Origin of the sequence: Pontibacter ummariensis (assembly GCF_900188175.1) — a bacterium.
GTDB classification, from domain to species: Bacteria; Bacteroidota; Bacteroidia; order Cytophagales; family Hymenobacteraceae; genus Pontibacter; species Pontibacter ummariensis.
The window spans coordinates 21,267-40,360 of sequence record NZ_FZOQ01000035.1; the positions used below are offsets into that span (position 1 = coordinate 21,267).

9 protein-coding genes are annotated in these 19,094 nt (G+C 50.8%); 2 read left to right on the forward strand and 7 right to left on the reverse strand.

The window, feature by feature from the left end; translation table 11 throughout:
• Nucleotides 1-49: 49 nt before the first annotated feature.
• The 7 genes from CHB92_RS23395 to CHB92_RS23425 form a co-directional block, all read right to left on the reverse strand.
• The gene (locus CHB92_RS23395; RefSeq protein ID WP_218824306.1) at nt 50-1,234 is read right to left on the reverse strand and encodes an AGE family epimerase/isomerase; all 1,185 of its coding nucleotides are present in this window, start codon (nt 1,232-1,234) and stop codon (nt 50-52) included.
• Between the two features lie 13 nt (nt 1,235-1,247).
• Nucleotides 1,248-3,335, reverse strand: coding sequence for a GDSL-type esterase/lipase family protein (locus tag CHB92_RS23400; RefSeq protein WP_089321666.1), 2,088 nt, complete (start codon nt 3,333-3,335; stop codon nt 1,248-1,250).
• A gap of 56 nt (nt 3,336-3,391) precedes the next feature.
• Nucleotides 3,392-4,906 carry a sialidase family protein gene (locus CHB92_RS23405; protein ID WP_089321667.1) on the reverse strand — a complete coding sequence of 505 codons (1,515 nt, stop codon included), beginning with the start codon at nt 4,904-4,906 and terminating at the stop codon, nt 3,392-3,394.
• A 127-nt stretch (nt 4,907-5,033) separates the two neighbouring features.
• Complete coding sequence (locus CHB92_RS23410) at nt 5,034-7,733, reverse strand: sodium:solute symporter family transporter (RefSeq protein WP_089321668.1); 2,700 nt, start codon at nt 7,731-7,733, stop codon at nt 5,034-5,036.
• A 9-nt stretch (nt 7,734-7,742) separates the two neighbouring features.
• Entirely contained in the window at nt 7,743-8,684 is a 942-nt protein-coding gene (locus CHB92_RS23415; RefSeq protein ID WP_089321669.1) for a dihydrodipicolinate synthase family protein, read from the reverse strand.
• A gap of 230 nt (nt 8,685-8,914) precedes the next feature.
• Nucleotides 8,915-10,456 (reverse strand): RagB/SusD family nutrient uptake outer membrane protein, encoded by a 1,542-nt coding sequence (locus CHB92_RS23420; protein ID WP_089321670.1) that lies wholly within the window; start codon nt 10,454-10,456, stop codon nt 8,915-8,917.
• A 24-nt stretch (nt 10,457-10,480) separates the two neighbouring features.
• Nucleotides 10,481-13,798, reverse strand: a complete 3,318-nt coding sequence (locus tag CHB92_RS23425) for a SusC/RagA family TonB-linked outer membrane protein (RefSeq protein ID WP_089321671.1) — start codon at nt 13,796-13,798, stop codon at nt 10,481-10,483.
• Between the two features lie 168 nt (nt 13,799-13,966).
• Between CHB92_RS23425 and CHB92_RS23430 the strand changes: the two genes are divergently transcribed.
• Together CHB92_RS23430 and CHB92_RS23435 are read left to right on the forward strand one after the other, a co-directional pair.
• Nucleotides 13,967-14,668 carry a FadR/GntR family transcriptional regulator gene (locus CHB92_RS23430; protein ID WP_089321672.1) on the forward strand — a complete coding sequence of 234 codons (702 nt, stop codon included), beginning with the start codon at nt 13,967-13,969 and terminating at the stop codon, nt 14,666-14,668.
• A gap of 694 nt (nt 14,669-15,362) precedes the next feature.
• Nucleotides 15,363-18,521 (forward strand): glycoside hydrolase family 2 TIM barrel-domain containing protein, encoded by a 3,159-nt coding sequence (locus tag CHB92_RS23435; protein ID WP_089321673.1) that lies wholly within the window; start codon nt 15,363-15,365, stop codon nt 18,519-18,521.
• The last annotated feature ends 573 nt before the right edge of the window (nt 18,522-19,094 follow it).

The window sequence follows — 19,094 nt, forward strand, 5'->3', positions numbered from 1 at the left end:
ATTGTCGTGTCTTTCAGGGCTGTATGAATCTGTAGCGGAAAAATCCGAACTACTTTAGAAATGCCTCTAGCGCCTGCCAGCAATACCACTCTTGCCGTGGCAAGTGGAATGGTCCCTTAAACAGGTTGCCTTTGGTGGTGGTAGACAAACTGCCGTTGCGGTGGAGATAGCCGAACCACTCTCCGTTTTCTTTGTCATGGAAGTGGCTATAGGCATAGTCGTGGATCTGCTGGTGCCAGTCCGCGTACTTCTCATTGCCAGTCATCAGGTAGGCGAGCAGTGTCGCGATAATGGTCTCGTTCTGCGGCCACCAGAATTTCATGTCGTGCCAATACTCCTGCACCGGCCTTCCGTAAACGTCCCGAAAGTACAAGATGCCGCCATGCTCCTTGTCCCAGCCCCGCTCCCACATATAGTCGAGCATGCGACAGCCGAGGTCAATCAAGTGCGGGTCGTTGTTGCGACACCTTGCCTCGTGCAGTATAAACCAAGCACCTTCGATAGCGTGACCAGGGTTCAGGGTTCTGCCGTCAATGTGGTCAATGATGCTGCCATTAGGTGCCACCTGCTCCATCACGCAGCGGATATTGTCCTTGACAAAATCCCGCTCTATTTCAGCAATCCATTTACTTATCCACTCATCACAGCGCCCATCACCAATGGTTTCGCGCAACTGCTGTGCTGTGTTCATCAGGATCATCGGCACCCCAATACCTTTAGCCGGACGCGTATCGGTAAACTTGCCTGGCAGCAGGCCAGGCATGGAGGAATACTCCAGGCACTTGCCGAACAGCCTCCTGGCCTCTTTAGCTGTCTCTTCATCGCCGCTGGCCTTTGCATAGGCGGCCAAGGCTATAACGGCGAAAGTCTCCGAGAAGAAGTAACGCCGCTTGCGTATGGGCTTGCCATTGCGTGTCATATGGAAAAACATTCGTCCGTCTGTGTCGAAGCAATGCTGCCGTAAAAAGTCTACACCCTTCTTTGCCCCTTCCAGCCACTCTGGCTTTTGCTCCACCGTGTTATAGAGAGTGGCTAACAGCCAGGCGGCGCGACCCTGTATCCAAACAGCCTTGTCGTCGTCTATCAGGCTGCCGTCCGCATCACGCATGAGCAGGTATCCGCCATACTCTTCGTCAATGGAGCGGGGAAACCAGAAAGGAATTGTATCGTTGAGCAGCTGCTTTTTATAGAAGTCTTTGTAGTAATTCAAAGTAGAAGTAGTCATCAAGGTCATATCAAAAGATTGCTTATTCAGATGGAATGGTAAAACTGGAGAAGGTGGAAGCGGGCAGTCCTGCTTTGTTCACAAGATTAGCAGTGGTATAGGGTTGCCAGCCGTAGCGAACATACTTCGGCTCCGGCACCTTATCTGACCACACCCATACTTTTCTTCCCCTTATTTCTGCCTTCGCTTCCCTGAAAATCAAGTCGTTGCCCGCCACTTCAAAACCACGCAAGTTTTGGCCATCGCTCGTTTGCATGCTTTTGGCAAACTGGAAGGCACAAATGGCTTTGCCGCCAGAGAAGGTAGCGCCCTCAAACAAGGGGCCGCTATAGGATAGGCGCTCGTTATAAGTCCTGGCCAGGGCCCAAGCTGCCAGCCGCTCCCCTACCTGCCGCTTTTGCCTAGGGTGCACGTCCAATGAATCGCCGAGGTCACTTGTTACGGCCATACCGCTGTTTTCTACCTGCCGGAGCATCCTGCGTTGACTGTCACGAAAATATGGCCAGCTGGGGCGGTTGATGCTGGAGAGCTGCGTGTAGAAGAAGGGAAAAGGATAGCCCCACTTCCCGCGCCAGTCCTGCACCAACGTTCTAAAGAGTGTTTCGTGCAGTTCAACATTATGGGCGTTACTCTCCCCCTGGTACCAGATTACACCTTTTATGGGAAAAGCTGTGAGCGGGGCGATACCGGCCTCATAGGTATAAGAGGGCTGGTACGGATGGCGCTGATTAGCAAGAGCGGCATTCTCTAAGTTCCTGGCTGCCCGCTCACGCACCCAAGGCATCAGGAAATCGGAACCGCGCCAATTGTGCAGTATATGAACTAGCTGTGGGTGGTGCTCCAGGGTATGACGGCTTATCCAAGACTCGGTGCCGGAGCCTCCAACTGCCACCTCTATCAGCCCCACAGGCACCCCAAGCTGCTCCTGCAGCCGTTTGCCGAAGTAGTAGGCCACGGCCGAGAAGCCTTTCGCCGCCGCTGAGTCGGCGCGTTTCCATTTACCGGAGAAGTATTCAAGGCGGTTTACCTCTTGCAGCGTCTCAGGGCCCCACGCTATATCGGCAGTCTCAGCCAGCGGCTTCATCTGCAGCAAACGGATATCAGACGCCAACTGGGCCTGCCGCATATCCTCAGGTGTATACAGGGCCTGCCGAAGCGGAAAGGCCATGTTCGACTGCCCAGCGCATAACCAAACTTCTCCCACCAATATGTCCCTGATGCTGATACTGGTGTCCGCCGTAGAAACCACCATTCGAAAGGGCCCTCCTGCTTTCTGCGCAGGTAGCGAGAGGTGCCACGTTCCGTCGGCGCCGGCATTAACCGCTTGTGTTTCGCTCCCGAAGGTTACGGTAACTTCCTGCCCTGCGTCTGCTGTGCCATAAACCGAAAGAGACATCTTTTGCTGCAGCACCATGTGGTCGGCAAACACGGGGGCCAGCTTTAAGCCGCCGTACTTACCCGTCAAATGCTTGGCAACAGTAGCCGCAATAATAGTGGCTCCCTCCGCAGTAGGGTGCAGCTCATCCGGAAACAAGTCCGGGCGCCTGTACAGGGGGCTGTGCAGGTCAATCAACTCCACCTGCCTGCTCTCAGCAATTAAGGGTATAAGCGACTGAATTTGCCAGAACCAGTCGCGGGTGCCGGAAGCAAAGCGTGGGTGCCCTGAAAAAATGGGCGTGAGCCGCGAGATGATAATGCGCATTTGGGGGTTTATGGCGCGCAGCGTGTCAATCAAGTGATAATAATCCGCGATAAACGCATCTCGGTAATTCGGCCAGTTACGCGGATCGGTATCGTTTAGACCTAGGTGGACAATGGCAACATCAGGTTTATAGGCAATAGCATCTTTATACTGCTGCGTTTGGGTATACGGTCTGTGTCCTTTACGTAACAGCGTTGCCCCACTCAACCCAAAGTTAGCCACCTCATACCTTGAGCCAAGCATAAGCTGGAGCTGCGCCGGATAAGCGTTCTGTTCCCGGCCTTCTATACCATAACCATAAGTCACAGAATTTCCGATGCAGGCCACTTTTAGCCTAGCCGTATGCTGCCTCGAAAGCCCTGGTAGAGCAAGTATAAAGGCAAATAAGAAAAGTATGCAACGAGCCATGATAAAGTAAAAAAGACCTGCCTGCTATGTATACCTGGCAGGTAGGTTACCCTTGTTTATTGTACTACTTCGTGTACAGGAATGCGCACGAAGTAAAGGTTTTTCACGCCTTCGTAGAGCAGGCCCAGCGTGTTATCATCGATTCTAGTGAGCGCGGAGTAGCCGTAGCTGCCACGCTCATCTACTAAGAGTTCGTTACCTGTTGGCCAGCTCTCACCCAGATCAGTGCTAGCCTTTAGGGTCATGTTGTAGCGGCCGGACGGGGTGGCGGGATTGCTGAAGAACAGCACCTGCTGCGATCCTTTGCTCGTGTTCACACTGGCCTTGATGAAGCTGCCCATACACACCGGGTCCTGCAAGGCGCTGTACGAAGTGTGGTGCTCTACCCATGTGCGGCCCAGGTCGGTGGTCGTGGCCACAGAGCGGAAGCGGCCGCGGTTGTCACGCATGTTCAGCATCAGCGTGCCGGGTGTAGTCTCCACTACCTGACTCTCGGTAGTATTAGCCTTAGCGCCTACACCACTCTTCCAGGTCTTGCCATGGTCCTGGCTGTAAACAATAGAAGAGTGAGGAACACCTTTGTCGTCCCAGTACTGTGAGGGGAAAACCAGTGTGCCGTCCTGCATGGCAATGCCATTCCCAGGCCCATTGAAATAGATGCGCCAGTCGGGGTTCTTGATCTGCTCAGTTATACTATAAGGATTTGACCAGGTCTTTCCATCATCGTCGCTACTCACTAGCACAAACTGCCCGGTCTCTTCAGGCAAGAGACCGGGCCCAGAGCCTGCAATAGACCGGTTGCCTTTGCTCCAAAGTGCCGCCACCCACACCTTCTTCGTCACCGGGTCAAAGAGCACAGTTGGATCGCCGATGCCGTTGTGCTCGTGCGGCGCGCCCATATCCATGATGATTTTCATCGGCTCCCACGTTTTACCCCCGTCGGTGCTACGGCTCATACCCACATCTATGTTCCCTGGCAGGTCGCGGGAGTTATCGTAGCGGATATCATACACTGCAATCAGTGTGCCTTTGTCTGTAGTGGTGACGCCGGGAATGCGATAGGTATCCACGCCATCGTCCCCAGCTTTTCGTAAGGCCACTCCTATGCGATGGGAGTAGTTACCCTCCTCCATTACCCGATATACTTTGCCATTGACATCCGTCATCTGCGTGGCGCGCAGTTCTACTATATTATCGGGATTGGCTGCTTCCTTCAACGTGACGCTGAACCAGATGTACTGCTTGCCCGGCTCTGTCTGTATATCCAGCGGCACCTCAAACACCTCAGAGGAAGGCTTGATTGACTTAATAAGGCTAGAAGCTTCAAACAGGGGCTCTTTGCCTGTAAAGTATACATCCAGCTTCTCCACATCCTGCAAGGCCGTGCTATTCAGGCGGGCTTTTATACTCCGGTAGCTTACCCTTTCTGCGCCTGCCGGCACATACATCGTTATGCGTAGGAGCGGGTTGATTTCCACACCCTTTAGTACAGGTGCTAAAGGGGAGGTGCTCGTTATACTCGCTCCGTTTACTGTGGATGCCGTTGTGCTGATTTCCCTGGAGCAGCTCATACTACAAAACACGGCTATAAACAAAAGGCACAGAATACGTTTAGCTTTACTCATCACTTATACTATTAGGCTTTGCCCATCCTTCGTCGGGCATTCAAATGCTGACAAAAAGTTTATGTTTTAGGATTCAGGATACCTTTATCTCTGCCCTGTCCTTACTGGTGTTTTTGCTCTGCGAAGCCTTCTTATCATAGACTGTCAGGCCCTCATGCTCACGTTCCTGCCCACCGAACAGCAGGCTGAACAAATAGCCAAAAACCACGCAGGCCAGCAGTCCTGTAAAAGCATAGAGCAGCAGGTTAATATTAGTATATTGGCTGATATAGAACTGTACAACACCGCTTGCCAACAGTCCCGAGACAGCACCTTTGGCATTGGCCCTCGTAGTGAAGATTCCCAACACAAACAGGCCACCCAACCCCCCTGTAAACAACCCCAGGATCATATTGAACTGGTCCCAGAGCGAGGATATGCCCCACTGCGCCATCACTAGCGCCAGAGAGGTACCCACCACCCCAATTGCTAGGGTCAGGTATTTGGCGGAGCTAAGGTAGCTTTTGTCTGATCGAGTCGGCGCAAAACGTCTGTAGAAGTCCGTAATGATAGCTGTGGTCACTGAGTTCATACTACTGCTCAAAGTAGACATGGCTGCCGCAAAAACTGCCGCAATCAGTAAGCCGGTAATTCCTGCCGGCAGCTCGGTGACAATGTACCATGGGAAGATCGAATCCTGGCTTTGGAGCTGGTAGTTTACCCTCTCCGGATGCTCTTTAAAAAAAAGGTACAGCATGGTGCCGATGGAGAAAAATATGATAGCAGAAGGCAGTGCCATCCAAGCACCCAGGCGCATACTTTTCTTCGAAGTTGCTTCGTCCTTTGTGGTAATGTAGCGCTGCACTACCGACTGATCCGCTCCATAGGAAATCATGTTGATCGCCAAGCCACCTAAAAGCACCACCCACAGTGTCGGTTCAGCAAAACTAAACGTGGTGTCGATGATGTTGAGCTTCTCGTTCTGCCGGATTGTTTGCCAAATAGCGCTTGCATCCGCCTCCAGTTGGAACGGTATCATCACAAGGCACACGAGCGCACCGCCCAGGAGTATAACCACCTGCGCCACATCCGTCCAGATGACCGCCTCAATGCCGCCTTTCATCGTATAAAAAATTGTGATCGCCCCCATCAGCACGATGCACAGGTTCACGTTTATGCCTGTCACCAGCGTCAGCGCAAGACTTGGTAGCAGAAGCACAATGGCCAAGCGACCTAACTGCAACATGATGTATAAAAGCGAAGCCATGGCACGTGCCATATAATTGAAGCGCTTCTCCAGGTATTCATAGGCCGATGTGATCTGTAGCCTGCGGTAGAAAGGTATAAAGTAGTTGGTAATGATGGGGATGACCAAGATGATCGTGACCTGAAGTATAAAGTAACTCCAATTGGTGGCATAAGTCTTTGCTGGAATTGACATAAAGGTGATGGCGCTCAGTTGCGTTCCGTAAATACTTAAGCCAGCCGCCCAGCCCGGGATGCGTTGCCCTCCCCGGAAGTAATCATCGGTGGTATCCTGGTGCCGGGAGGTCCACATACCGATGCCCACCATCAAGAGCAAGTATAGAACGACCACTATATAATCTAACCAGGCAAAGTAATGCTGTGGAGTGAGGCTTCCTTTCAATATCTCTGCAGTACGCACACCCGGTCTGATCTCCCCAGAGGGGATGAGGATGTCGTGGCCCCATCGGGTGGCGAAGGTGGTAACAGGCCCGTATGGCAGGGTACCAGTCTTGGTCCAGGCGTCGGTAACGGTGTTGTAGAGGTAAATGTCCTTGCTGAAGCCTTTGTGCTCCGTCTGCAGTCTCAGTTTGGCAGCTTCCAGCTTTTGCTTTTCGGCACCGTCGGTGGTGCTGGCAATGGCAGCATTGTACTGCTCTATCTGTGAAAAAATATTGCCCTTGTCGCCGCCAAAGATCAGAATGTAATTGGCACCTGTTACGACACCAGTGGCGGCAGAAAGCGTTGTTTCCTTTCCCTTGCCGTCAGAAATGTTGCTAAGTTTTTTCCAGTAGTTTTTCCTAGGATCGTAGCGGAAGGTGGTGCCGAAAAGCTCACTTACGCCAGAGGCGGTTTTGGCCCTGCCGCCAATCAAGAACAAAGACGGGTACTCGCCGTTAGACTGCACCACCGCAACGGCATGCGACAATGCCGTTGGCAAGTCGGGCAGCTTTTCCCAGCCCTTGTCAGGCGTAGATAGATCCAAGCGATAGAAAGCACTGCTAACACTGCCTGTAGTTTCACCTCCTGCTACATATACTTGGCTTCCTATAGCGGCGGCGGCGGCATTGGTCAGCGGCAGGGGTAGCGGGGGCAGTACTTTTATCTCCACCTCTTTAGCGGCAGGATTCCACTGCAGTAACTGTACTGCCTTCTGTATGCCTTCGTCGTTCTCCCCGCCTATACTTATGATGCCCTGATCGGTGGTTGCATTGGCAGCGTAGGCCAGGGGCTGCGGCAGCTGATAGGTCTTATCATGCCAGTAATAATCCCCTTTCTCATTCTTCAGCAAAACGAAAACATCCTGCCAGTACTTCTTTTTGCCTCCCTCCCAGGGTAAGCCCTCCGGGAAGTTAGCTCCGCCAGCAAGCAGCAACACATTATTATGCACGCCACCCAGCGGCCCAGCCAAACCACGCTGTACCTGTTGACCAGGAGTGGAAGGAAGTGTCGCGGCAACAGACCAGTTAATGTTATTCGGCTTTTGTTGCTCTGCCCTTGTGGAGGCAAAGGCAAATAAAAAAAGAAGTATAGGAAAGATATTTTTCATCAGGCTTAGTTAAGCATATTTTGTTTCGGGTGCGCGGGAACAATACTCAGCAAAACCGAGCGCAACCACGTCTTCTTTAAATAATCTGAACTGCTCTGGACTCATGTTACGGACTGGCAGGCGGAACTCTCCGCAGTCGAGGCCAACCAACTTCATAAAGGCCTTGCCCGTGGCTATGCCTCCGTACTTGCCTAGCAGGCCAATCATATCAATGGACTTTTGCTGCAGGCTGCGCGCTTCTTCCATGTCTCCCCTGTTATAGGCATTGATCAGGTTGCTGTATAGCGGGGCTGCATAATTATATGTACTGCCTACCCCACCCTTCGCACCTAGCACCAAGGCTGACAACAGGTTTTCATCTCGTCCCCAGAGCATATCATACTTGCTGCACTTGAAGTGGAGACAGGACATAAAATCCATAAAGTCTTCGTGTGTATATTTGATTCCTACAAAGTTATGGATCCTGTCTTCTACCTCCTTCAACAGGTCTATCATGTTAAAATTCACCCCTGTAAGTACCGGGATATGGTAATAGTAAAAGGGCATCTCCGGTACAGCCTCCGCCACCTCTGCGCAGCAGTCGGCTAACACCTGCACATTCGCAGGCTTAAAATAGGAGGGGCCTGTGAACGCCACAGCAAACAAACCGATACGGTGAGCGTGCTGCGCCAGCTCTACGGCATCCTGCAAGCAAGTACCACCCACTAATGTAATGATATTAAAATCTTTGTCATCTATGATGGCAGCAGCCCAAGCCTCGGCTACACGCTTCTTCTCCTCAATAGTGAGGGAGACTCCCTCGCCGGTAGAACCACAGATAAAAGCCCCTGTATTCCCATTTGCTTTCAGCAGGGTGTAATAGGCTGGAATCAACTCCAGGTGCAAACTGCCATCAGGATGCATAGGTGTAAAAGGAGCCGCAATAAGGCCCTGTAAATGTTTTATTTGCATTCGATTGTGTGTTTATAGAATTTAATTTTTTTAGGAAAAGGATGAAGCGCATGTAGAGCCTCCCTCCGCTCAAGGCGTATCGACAAAGCTTTAAAAGGCTACTCCTTCATTGGAGAAAGCTACCAACACAGGCACACCCGTTCTGTGCTAAAGGGCATCAGCAGAACACTAGGTGCAAAGCTGAGCCCTTTCACTACAACACAGTAAAGAGAAAACATGTGATGAACAGGCTAGTAGCCTGGTGTCTGTTTCAGTTTAGGATCAGAGTTGAGCATGCCCACTGAGATCGGCAACAAGAGTTTGTACGCCTGTTCCGACGCCAGGTACACCGGATCTACATATTCAAACACCCACTCGTCGCCGGCTCTGCGCAACGACCACCAGCGTTTGCCCTCGCCAATGAATTCCCGCAGGTCCTCCTCCAAGATAGCGCGCAAATCTTCCTGCTGGCTGCCATCAGTGTAAGGAACATAGTCACTGCCGTAGGCGCGTTCCCGGATCAGGTTAATCTCTACAGATGGGTCCATGCCCTGCTTGGCCTTGGCTTCGGCCAGCAGCAGGAGCACATCGGCGTAGCGGTACACCGGAAAGTCTATATCATAGAGTTGTACACCTGCGTCTTCACGACCCGCAAACTTGGTAAGCAGCACACCTGCGATCGGGTAGGTAGGCGGAACGTTACGGTACATTACTTCAAAGGTGGCATTCACCCGTTCATCCTCGATATGCTGCAACTTTTCTATCATGCTCTCAGACATGCCCACACGACTTGCTCCTGCCAGGAAAGGATAGGCCTGTGACACCGTTCTCGGGTTAGTGAGAGGGTCCAGCAAAAGGGTGCTGGCTTGTGTGGTGTTGACACGAAAGCTGCTATATACACCTGCAGTTGCTTCATCCTTTTCGTAGCTGATGGCAAAGATAATTTCACGGTTATTAGCCTCTCTTGCCGGGTTAAAAAGATCCGCATAGTTCTCCACCAAACCAAGCCCACCGATGGTGGTTACCTCTTCTAAGGCCTGCTGCGCCGTGGCAAAATCGGCGCCACCACCACCCATATGCGTGCCAGACCAGATATAAGCGTCCCCCTTCAGGGTGAGGGTAGCCGCTCTGTTCCAGTAGATGTGCTTGGAGGTGCCCGTAAAGCTGGCAGTAAGCGCATTATCACCACTGAACAAGGTCAGCGACTGCTCAATATCTGCCTTTACCTGCTCCATGACGGCTTCGGGTGTGGCTCGTTCCCGGTACAGATCCTCCAGGCCCCCTACCTGCGTTACAGGCTCTGTTGAAAGCGGCACGCCTCCCCAGGTTTTGAGCATAGTATAGTATACAAACGCGCGAAGGCCATGCATCTCGGCCAGCACTCTGCTTTTCTGGTCTTCAGGCACAGGTGCCTGCGGGAACAACTTAATGGCCGTGTTGATCTTGTCTAGTAAGCTATAAAAACCTGCCCAATTTGCCGCCGGCACATTGTTGGCATCAATGTTATGGGTATAGTAGTTTCTGAGGCCACCATCCTCCGACTCCGTGAAAAGACCGTCAGCCCATATCTCAGAGCGCATCTCTCCCAGCGTAAACAAAGTATTATGATAACTCCTGAACGATCCATACACGCCGTAGTATAAGGTCATGGCAGCGTTGGGATCCGACAAGATCAGGTCACGATTAAGGGATGTTTGGGGCTGTACCTCATCCAGTTGATCGCTGCAGCCCGTTACGCCCAGCACCAGCGAGATACCCAGCACATACTTTATAGTTGATAGATAACGTCTCATATCTGTTTCGTTGATAAAGTTCAATTAAAGTGTCACGTTCAGGCCGGTGGTAATCGTTCGCGGCAGCGGGAACCTGCCCACATCGTTGCCACCCAATTCCGGGAAGTTGCCGCTGTAGCCTGAAAAGTATACCAGGTTGGTACCCGTTACATTCAGACGCAGCCCCTGTATCTTGCCTTTCAGGGCATTCTCTAAAAACGCCTGCGGAACTTGATAGCTTAGCGTAACTTCCCGCATGGCCAGGTAGTCTCCCTTCTCATAGAAGTTGGCAAAGGAGGTGGTTCCGCCCCCGGCATCTTGGAAGTAATTGCGGCCAAAGTTAGCCCAGTAGTAGCGGGGCAGGGTGCCATTCGGGTTTTCAGGGTGCCAAGTGTTTGTTACGTCCATTGGGCCGTTCTGCGAGCCTTGCACCTGCGATAAACCTCTGAGCTTGGACTGGTTCAGAATCATGTGCCCTAAGGCAAAGTCGAACTGCCCGTACAGGTTAAACCCTTTCCAACTGAAGCTGGTACCAAAGCCGCCCATTACCGTTGGGATTGATCGGCCCACGTATACCCTGTCGCGAAAGTCGATGGTATCATTCTGATCCAAGTCTCTCCAGCGGGCGTCACCCAAAAGCTTTACTGTCTTGTCGCGGTACGGCAAGTAAGAGTTATATAGGTTAGCGTCTGCCTCTAGGTCAGCTTCTGACAAGTACAGGCCATCGTAAGCCGGGGCCCAAATCTCATCTAAACCAACGCGCTCGCCTTCCTGCAGGCCTCCCACGTGTATTACTTTGCCCGATGCCTGATCGTATACCTGGTAGGTACCTTGTCTGTTCTTTTCCAAGCCATTGTCTGGCAACTTCTTAGCGTAGTTCTTCACATGAAAGAAGTTGGCACTTACGTCCCAGCTAAAGCCGCTTGGCTGTGTTGGGCGAATCACTTGGGCTCTGACCTCCAGTTCCACGCCCCGGTTCTGAAGCTGACCCAGGTTTGTTGTGAAGCTGCTGTAACCTGTCCAGCCAGGTATGCTCAGCGAGGTGATTTTATCATAGATATCGCGGATAAAGTAATCGCCGATGAAGGTGATGCGGTTGTCAAACAAGCCCAGGTCTAATCCGAAGTTAAGTGAAGAGGCTCGCTCCCACTTTAGGGCCGTGTTAAGCAGGAAGTTAGGTGCGAAGCCCGCATGGCCACCGTAGATGCCTGTACCGCCGTATGTTGCCGCTGTCGCAAAGTCGTTCAGTGGGTCTATACTTCCGTTCTGGCCCCAGCTCACGCGTGTTTTAATCGTACTGATGTAATCGCTGAGGGAAGAACCTGTGAAGAAAGACTCGTTGTGTAAGTTCCAGCCTGCCGATATACCTGGGAACAGTCCATAACGGTTATCGGCCAAGCGCGAGGTACCGTCATAGCGAAGGTTCACGTTCAGCAGGTAGCGTGAATCGTAGTCATAGTTTAGACGACCGATACCAGACACCAAGCGGTTCCAGGAGTAGAAACCGGAGTACGGAATACCTATTGCCTCGGTGGAGGCTGATAGGTACGGAATAAAGTCTGTGGAGGCACCACGCGCCGCGGCACTGTACTGGTAGAAGCGTGCATCGAAGAACTCACCACCGCCCAATACGCTCACCGTGTGCTTCCCAAAGGTATTATCATACTGCAGGAAGGCATTATAAGAATGCTGATTAGCCTGTGGTAATGTAAACGAAGCAGTTCTGGTATCAATAAAAGCACCACCGGTACCGTTCTGGTAGGCCTTTGTAAAGCTCTCGCGGCTAGTATAGCGCATAAATCCGGATGCCGAGGCAAGGAACTTAAGTACAGGAAGTATCTCATACTCCACATTCAGACTACCAGAGTAGCGTTGCTCTTCATTTTTATTTATAAACTTGTCGCGTAAGTACAGCGGGTTGCCTAGGGTACCGCCATCCACACCCGGCAGTATCTCTCCTGTTTCATCATGTATAAAGCGGGCTGTTGGTGCAATGCCTCCGAAACGCTGTATCAAGCCCCCTCCCAGCCATCCACCTGCATCCGCTGTCAGGTAAGAGGGCCTGTTTTTGTCGTTATAGGCCGACAGGTTCAGGCTTACCTTAAAGTTCTCGTTCACGTCCAAAGAACCGTTAAAGTTGAGGTTATACCGCTTAAGGGATGATCCAACGACCATACCCACATCCTTCACGGTGCCCAGTCCAAGAGAGAAAGCACCTTTCTCACCTCCTCCAGAGAAATTTAGGTAGTGTTCCTGCAGGGTACTTTCCTGTAGAATCATATCCTCCAACTCGCGCTGCGATGTAGACAGGTACAGAATGCTGTCCATCTGTGTTGGATCAAATGGGTTCTTATCAACCAGCAGGTTCCAGCGTGGATCATTCAGCAACTGCCGGTTATTATCTGAAACCAATTGCGTGGAGTACTTGCCACTCGGTGATGCCCAGGCAGGGCTAACGGCCCAGCCCCAGGAGCCGGTTAATTGGTTGCGCGCGTTGTTCGCCTCAGCGGTATTGTTGTCTAACAGTGCTGCCTCATACCTGCTGCCGAGACCTCTTCTGTTCCAGATTATATAGTCTTCCGCACTCATGAAATCCACGGGGTTCCGGCGAATATAGTTCTGTGCATGCTTCAAGCTGTATGTTACCCGCGACTGCCCTTTTACACCTTTCTTGGTGGTGATAAGTATAACCCCGTTAGCTGCTCTCGCTCCGTATATTGCTGTGGAAGCAGCATCCTTCAGTACGTTTATGGTTTCAATGTCTTCAGAGTTGATACCATACAGCGAAGGAAAAATCACCCCGTCTACAATTACCAGCGGCGATCCGCCACCACCAAAGCTCGTACCGCCCCGGAAGGTGATGTCAGGTGTGGCACCAGGCTGTCCACTAGTCTGCTGCACTCTCAGTCCGGTTACAGTACCCTGTAGTGCGGTTGCCACATTCGTACGGGGCGCAGAAGCCAACACCTGTTCATCGACGGTGGATACTGCCCCAGTCAAAGTTTCCCGGCTCTGTGTCCCATAGCCCACAACCACTACCTCTTTCAGCTCTGCTGTGGCCGGCTCTAACTCTATCTCCATACCCGTTGCTATGGCTGGCACAGGCACCTCACGGGTTTGGAAACCTAGATATTGCACAACAAGGACATCCCCGGCTGTTGCCTCTAGGCTAAAACTACCATCTACATCTGTCTGAGTGCCTCGATCTGTCCCCTTCACGTGCAGGCTAACCCCTATCAGGGGTTGACTGTTTTCTACTGAAACCACACGCCCCTTGACGGCTGCGTTTTGCGCATGAAGTAGTGGGGCCAAGAGCAGATTCAGCCCCAACAACAAAATTTTGAGTAAACATTTACGCTTCATAAGATTGGGTTTAGTTTGCGTTATGTATGACATAATAAATGTATGTAACTTTTTTTTTAATCCCAACCTCTGCTAAACATTTTTATTTATTAACTTCATAACACTAATTTCTTAAATTTGCATGTAACCTTTTACTTTAGTCGCGGAATAAGTAATACATAATAATAAATGGAGAATCTCATTGACAAGATAAAAGCCGTTGATAATAGCTCGCTGGTGGACAGAGTAGAGACTAACTTAATTGAGCTACTCGTTCAGCAAAACCTTAAAGTCGGTGATTCCATCCCGAAGGAGATAGACTTGGCCAATAGCCTGGGGGTAAGCCGCACCGTAATCAGAGAAGCGCTGTTGCGGCTTAGAATGGTTGGCCTTATTGAGTCTAGAAAACATCGGGGCGCTATCATCACCAGCCCTGATTTACTGTCGCTCTTAGAAAAACGCATGATTCCGCAAGTACTTGACGAAGCAACGCTACGAGAGGTGTTTGAGCTACGATTGGTGCTGGAGATAGGGATGGCCGACTTTATTATGGAACGAGTAACAAAGGAGGATATCGAACAACTGAAGGAAATTACATCTACGGAACCAGATCTCTCCGACTCGATGCATTTTCAAATACAACACGAAATAAATTTTCATGGAAAGCTTTATGAAATATCCGGCAACAGTACCTTAAAGAAGTTCCAAAGTATGCTGCTGCCGGTTTTTCAATACGTACATGCTAGCGGCCTCCTGAAAAAGGAAGTCACCGTCAAGAAGTTTGTCTCCCATAAAGGCCTTGTGGACATAATAGAGCATGGATCATCGGAAATGCTCCGGAACGGAATGCGAAACCACCTTGAAAACCACTTTATGAGGATATTTAACTAGAGCAAAGGGCATACAAAGTGTCCTTCTTGCATTTTGTGTGCCTGACACCACACCGATACATGTTATAGTGATATCGCATGTATCGGTGCCCCTCCAGGAGAACTAGCATAGTCTGCACTAAGCCTCAGTTATGCAACAAAGGCATTAGAACAGAGATGCATTCCTCGCTATACGCTTATACTTCATCTAAAGAAAGAAGTAGAGCTGAGCACTCTGAACGCCTTCTAGATGGAGCTTCGGTGAATAAACAATGCAGGAAGGAAAGCAGCCGAGGCCCCGCACTTACTAGCCAGAACCATGCAGCGGCTTTCAGTAAGCTCTTCATCTAAAGGTACTGCGAACCATAGCTATATTAGATCTTTCCGCCCAGCTAAGCCTATAACCTATATATCAGGCATAAGAAGCAGCCTATATCCAAAGTACCCCTACGCCTTGCCCCTTTGAGAGGAACGGAAGAGCCACATAAGCTTTCATAATTATGATTAAGCACGATTCTCAAAACCTTGAGCCTACATAAAGGAAGTCTGGGAGAGCGCTTGGGCAGGTTAACTACGGCAACAGTTATGCTGCATTGATCAAAGCGGAATTCCCCCATTCCGGAAGAAGTGTACAGATCAGCCAGGCCGTTTTCACTCCACATTAAATAAGACATCACCATCCATAAATGTTTTATAAGTTCTCACCACACGAAACAATGCATAAATTCTTTCCACTCTTTCTCACCCTGTTCTTTGTAATACCGGTTTATGCTCAGCAACTGCCTTTGGAAACGCTCACACCCCAGGTAGTGGAACTCAACCGGATGCCCATGCGGGCCGTCTCGTTTGCCTTCGAAAGCCGGGCACTGGCCGAGCAACGGCAGAAAGAAAAGTCTGAGTACTACCTGTCGCTTAATGGCACCTGGAAATTCAACTGGGTAAAAGATCCAAGAAAGCGCCCGTCGGGCTTCTACAAGATCGACTTCAATGATGCTAGCTGGGACAATTTCCAAGTTCCCGCAAACTGGGAGGTTAACGGTTACGGGTTACCTATTTATGTGAACCAGCCAACAGAATTTGCCGGCCATGCGAAGCGGGGCGGGCAGCTTAACCCTCCCTATGATATTCCTGAAGACAACAACCCAGTAGGCTCTTACCGCAAGAAGTTCACCCTGCCCGAAAGCTGGGACGGGCGACAGGTGTTTATCCACTTAGGTGCGGTTAAATCAGCTTTCTTTATCTGGGTGAATGGTGAAAAAGTAGGCTACAGCGAAGACAGCAAGCTAGCCGCCGAGTTTGATATTACACCCTATCTCAGAAAGGGCGAGAACCTGGTGGCTCTACAGGTATTCCGTTGGAGTGATGCCAGCTACCTCGAGTCCCAAGACATGTGGCGTATCTCGGGTATCGAGCGTGAGGTATACCTTTACGCTACGCCCAGACTGGATATCCGTGACTTCAAGACAATCGCCTCGCTGGATGAGACATACACAAACGGCGTGCTCGACCTGACTGCCGAGATTAACAACTATAAGATTGACCAGAATATTCTACATAGCAAGGCCGATACGTTTGCCGTCGAGATCGAGTTGGTAGACGCTACCGGTAAAACTGTCTTCACCGACAAGACTAAGGGTGTGCAGCGTGTGCTAGGCAACTACAAAAAGGAAGTCAAGTTCCACAAGACCCTTCCAAGAGTAAAGACATGGTCTGCCGAGACGCCTTACCTCTATACTTTGTACATCACCCTGAAAGACAATGAAGGTAAAGTGCTGGAAGTGGTGCCACAGCGCCTGGGTTTCCGTTCTGTGGAAATCAAGGACAAGAACTTTCTAGTGAATGGCAAGCGTGTTTTCCTGAAAGGCGTGAACCGCCACGAACACAACCCTACCACAGGCCACACCTTGAGCAAAGAAGACATGCACAAGGACATGGAGATGATGAAAAAGCTAAACGTGAACGCCGTGCGCCATTCTCACTACCCGCCTGACCCGTACTGGCTGGAGCTATGCGACGAGTACGGCCTGTATGTCGTGGAGGAAGCTAACATCGAGTCTCATGCCATTGGCTACAATCTGCAGCACACACTTGGCAACAACAAGGCGTGGCGAAATGCCCACTTTGAGCGCGTGGCACGCATGTATGAGCGCAGCAAAAACTTTGCTTCAGTGGTAATATGGTCGATGGGGAACGAGGCCGGCAACGGCACGAACTTCTATGAGATTTACGACTGGCTAAAGCAAAAGGACTTCCGCCCAGTGCAGTATGAGCGTGCCGAGTCGGACTATAATACAGACGTGATCGTGCCGCAGTATCCTCACCCTAACTGGCTCTTAAAGTACGCACAAAGCAACCCGGAACGGCCTCTGATCATGAGCGAGTATGCCCACATCATGGGTAACAGCTTAGGTAACTTCCAGGACTACTGGGATGTGATTGAGACACAACCCTACCTGCAGGGCGGTTTTATCTGGGAGTGGATAGACCAAGCCATCGACACCGTAAAGAACGGGAAACGCATTATGGCCTATGGTGGCGACTTCCCGCTGGAAGGTCCTGTTGACCAGAACATAAGCGATAACAACTTCAGTATTAAAGGTGTCGTTACCGCCCACCGGGGCCTTACACCAATGGCCATTGAGGTGAAGAAAGTATACCAGCACATCAAGACCAAGTATGACGGGAACAAAAACCTAGAGGTGAAGAACGGCTACTTCTTCCGGGACCTGGCTAACTACCAACTGAACTGGGAACTCCTAGAGAACGGCAAGGTGATTGAGAAAGGAAACATAAAGTACCTGAACGTAGCTCCGCAGCAAAGCGTAACCATTCCCATCCCGCTTAAGAAGCAGCAGAAGTTCGGCAAAGAGTACTTCCTGAATGTCCGCTATACACTCAAAGAGGCCGAACCGTTCCTGAAGAAAGATTACCAGATTGCAGGCGAACAATTTGCCTTGACCAAAAACACAAAGCCGATCATAACTGTCGTAGACAGTAAAGGCACTTTGAAAGTAAGCGAGACGGACGACGAATTGGTGCTGACAGGCAAGGACTTTAGCGTGTCCTTTGACAAGATGAGGGGCACCATGAGTGGCTATGTTTTGAAAGGCGACACGCTGATGCAACAAGGTCCGAAGCCAAGCTTCTGGCGTGCCCCCACGGACAATGACATCGGCGCAGGCTACAATAAATCGAAGCGCATGTGGCGTAATGCCTACGAATCCGGCAAATTGACCGGGGCCAGGTACGACCATACTGCTAACGGCTATGAAGTAACTTTTAAGAAGGAGTTGGTAAACGGCGATGCCATCAGCTCCCTGGTGTTCACAGTCTACAACGACGGCACAATAAAAGTAGGCAATAGCATTCAGCCACTGAAAGGCGACCATGAACTGTTGATGCGTATAGGCAATGACCTGCAGCTAAGCAAGTCTCTCGAAAACATTGAATACTACGGCCGTGGCCCATGGGAAAACTACTGGGACCGTAAAACAGCTTCTTTTGTAGGAGTATATAAGCAAACACTGGATGAGCAGTATTTCCCGTATGCCCGTCCGCAGGAAACCGGCAACAAATCGGACGTGCGCTGGGTAACGCTAAAGTCCAGAAAAGGTAGAGGTTTGAGGTTCGAGTTTGCCGACAGCCTGCTCAACTTCGCTGCCTTGCCATACGCCTTGGATGACCTGGACCCGGAACAAAACAAGAAGCAGTACCATTCCGGCGAACTGGAGAAGCGCGACCGCATATACATGCACCTTGACCTGCAGCAAACAGGTATGCAGGGCATGGACAGCTGGGGCAGCCAGCCTCTGGAGAGGTATCGCATTCCTTACAAGAACCACCAATACAGCTACTGGATCAAGCCGCTGCGATAAGTCAAGCAAATAGGTTTAGTAAAGGCCGAAGTTTTATCATACTTCGGCCTTTACTAAACCTGCTTACTATAGCTATGATTACAGCTTATATTTTTGGTCGTAGTTCACGGTCTGGTGGACTCCCCTAAGTTAAATACCTACCGCGCATGCAGCGCGGTAGGCGTACTTTTCTATAACCTATCAAGGATATCTAGCAAAAGTTTGAGAAGAGCCCCCTTTCCGCCAAGGGCTAGGTCTTGCTGTTCGCTTTAACGATGCACAAAGATAAAAAAGCATAATGAGCCGTCCTTAGGCTGGGTGTGCCCGTTAACATCCATGCTTGTTTTGCACATGATGCTTTCTTAACTTACTCTCATGAAACACCTCCGCTACTTTTCCACCGTGGCAGTAAGTGTATTTCTATCTTACTGCAGTCAACGGGCAAATGATCTACAGATGGGCAGTACTACCGACGGCACCTCAGCGGAAATGGCAGCATCTTGTTGCATATCATCGTCCGTGCCTTCCCGTTTTGCGGCTGTAACAGGTAAAGCGCAGGCGGCAACATCGTCAGGAAGAAAGGCACATGAAGGG

Excerpts from the sequence above, each read along its gene's own strand:
- CHB92_RS23410 (WP_089321668.1), bottom strand. The coding sequence starts at position 7,733 with ATGAAAAATATCTTTCCTATACTTCTTTTTTTATTTGCCTTTGCCTCC.
- CHB92_RS23435 (WP_089321673.1), top strand. The coding sequence starts at position 15,363 with ATGCATAAATTCTTTCCACTCTTTCTCACCCTGTTCTTTGTAATACCG.
- CHB92_RS23400 (WP_089321666.1), bottom strand. The coding sequence starts at position 3,335 with ATGGCTCGTTGCATACTTTTCTTATTTGCCTTTATACTTGCTCTACCA.
- CHB92_RS23415 (WP_089321669.1), bottom strand. The coding sequence starts at position 8,684 with ATGCAAATAAAACATTTACAGGGCCTTATTGCGGCTCCTTTTACACCT.
- CHB92_RS23405 (WP_089321667.1), bottom strand. The coding sequence starts at position 4,906 with ATGAGCTGCTCCAGGGAAATCAGCACAACGGCATCCACAGTAAACGGA.
- CHB92_RS23395 (WP_218824306.1), bottom strand. The coding sequence starts at position 1,234 with ATGACCTTGATGACTACTTCTACTTTGAATTACTACAAAGACTTCTAT.
- CHB92_RS23420 (WP_089321670.1), bottom strand. The coding sequence starts at position 10,456 with ATGAGACGTTATCTATCAACTATAAAGTATGTGCTGGGTATCTCGCTG.
- CHB92_RS23425 (WP_089321671.1), bottom strand. The coding sequence starts at position 13,798 with ATGAAGCGTAAATGTTTACTCAAAATTTTGTTGTTGGGGCTGAATCTG.
- CHB92_RS23430 (WP_089321672.1), top strand. The coding sequence starts at position 13,967 with ATGGAGAATCTCATTGACAAGATAAAAGCCGTTGATAATAGCTCGCTG.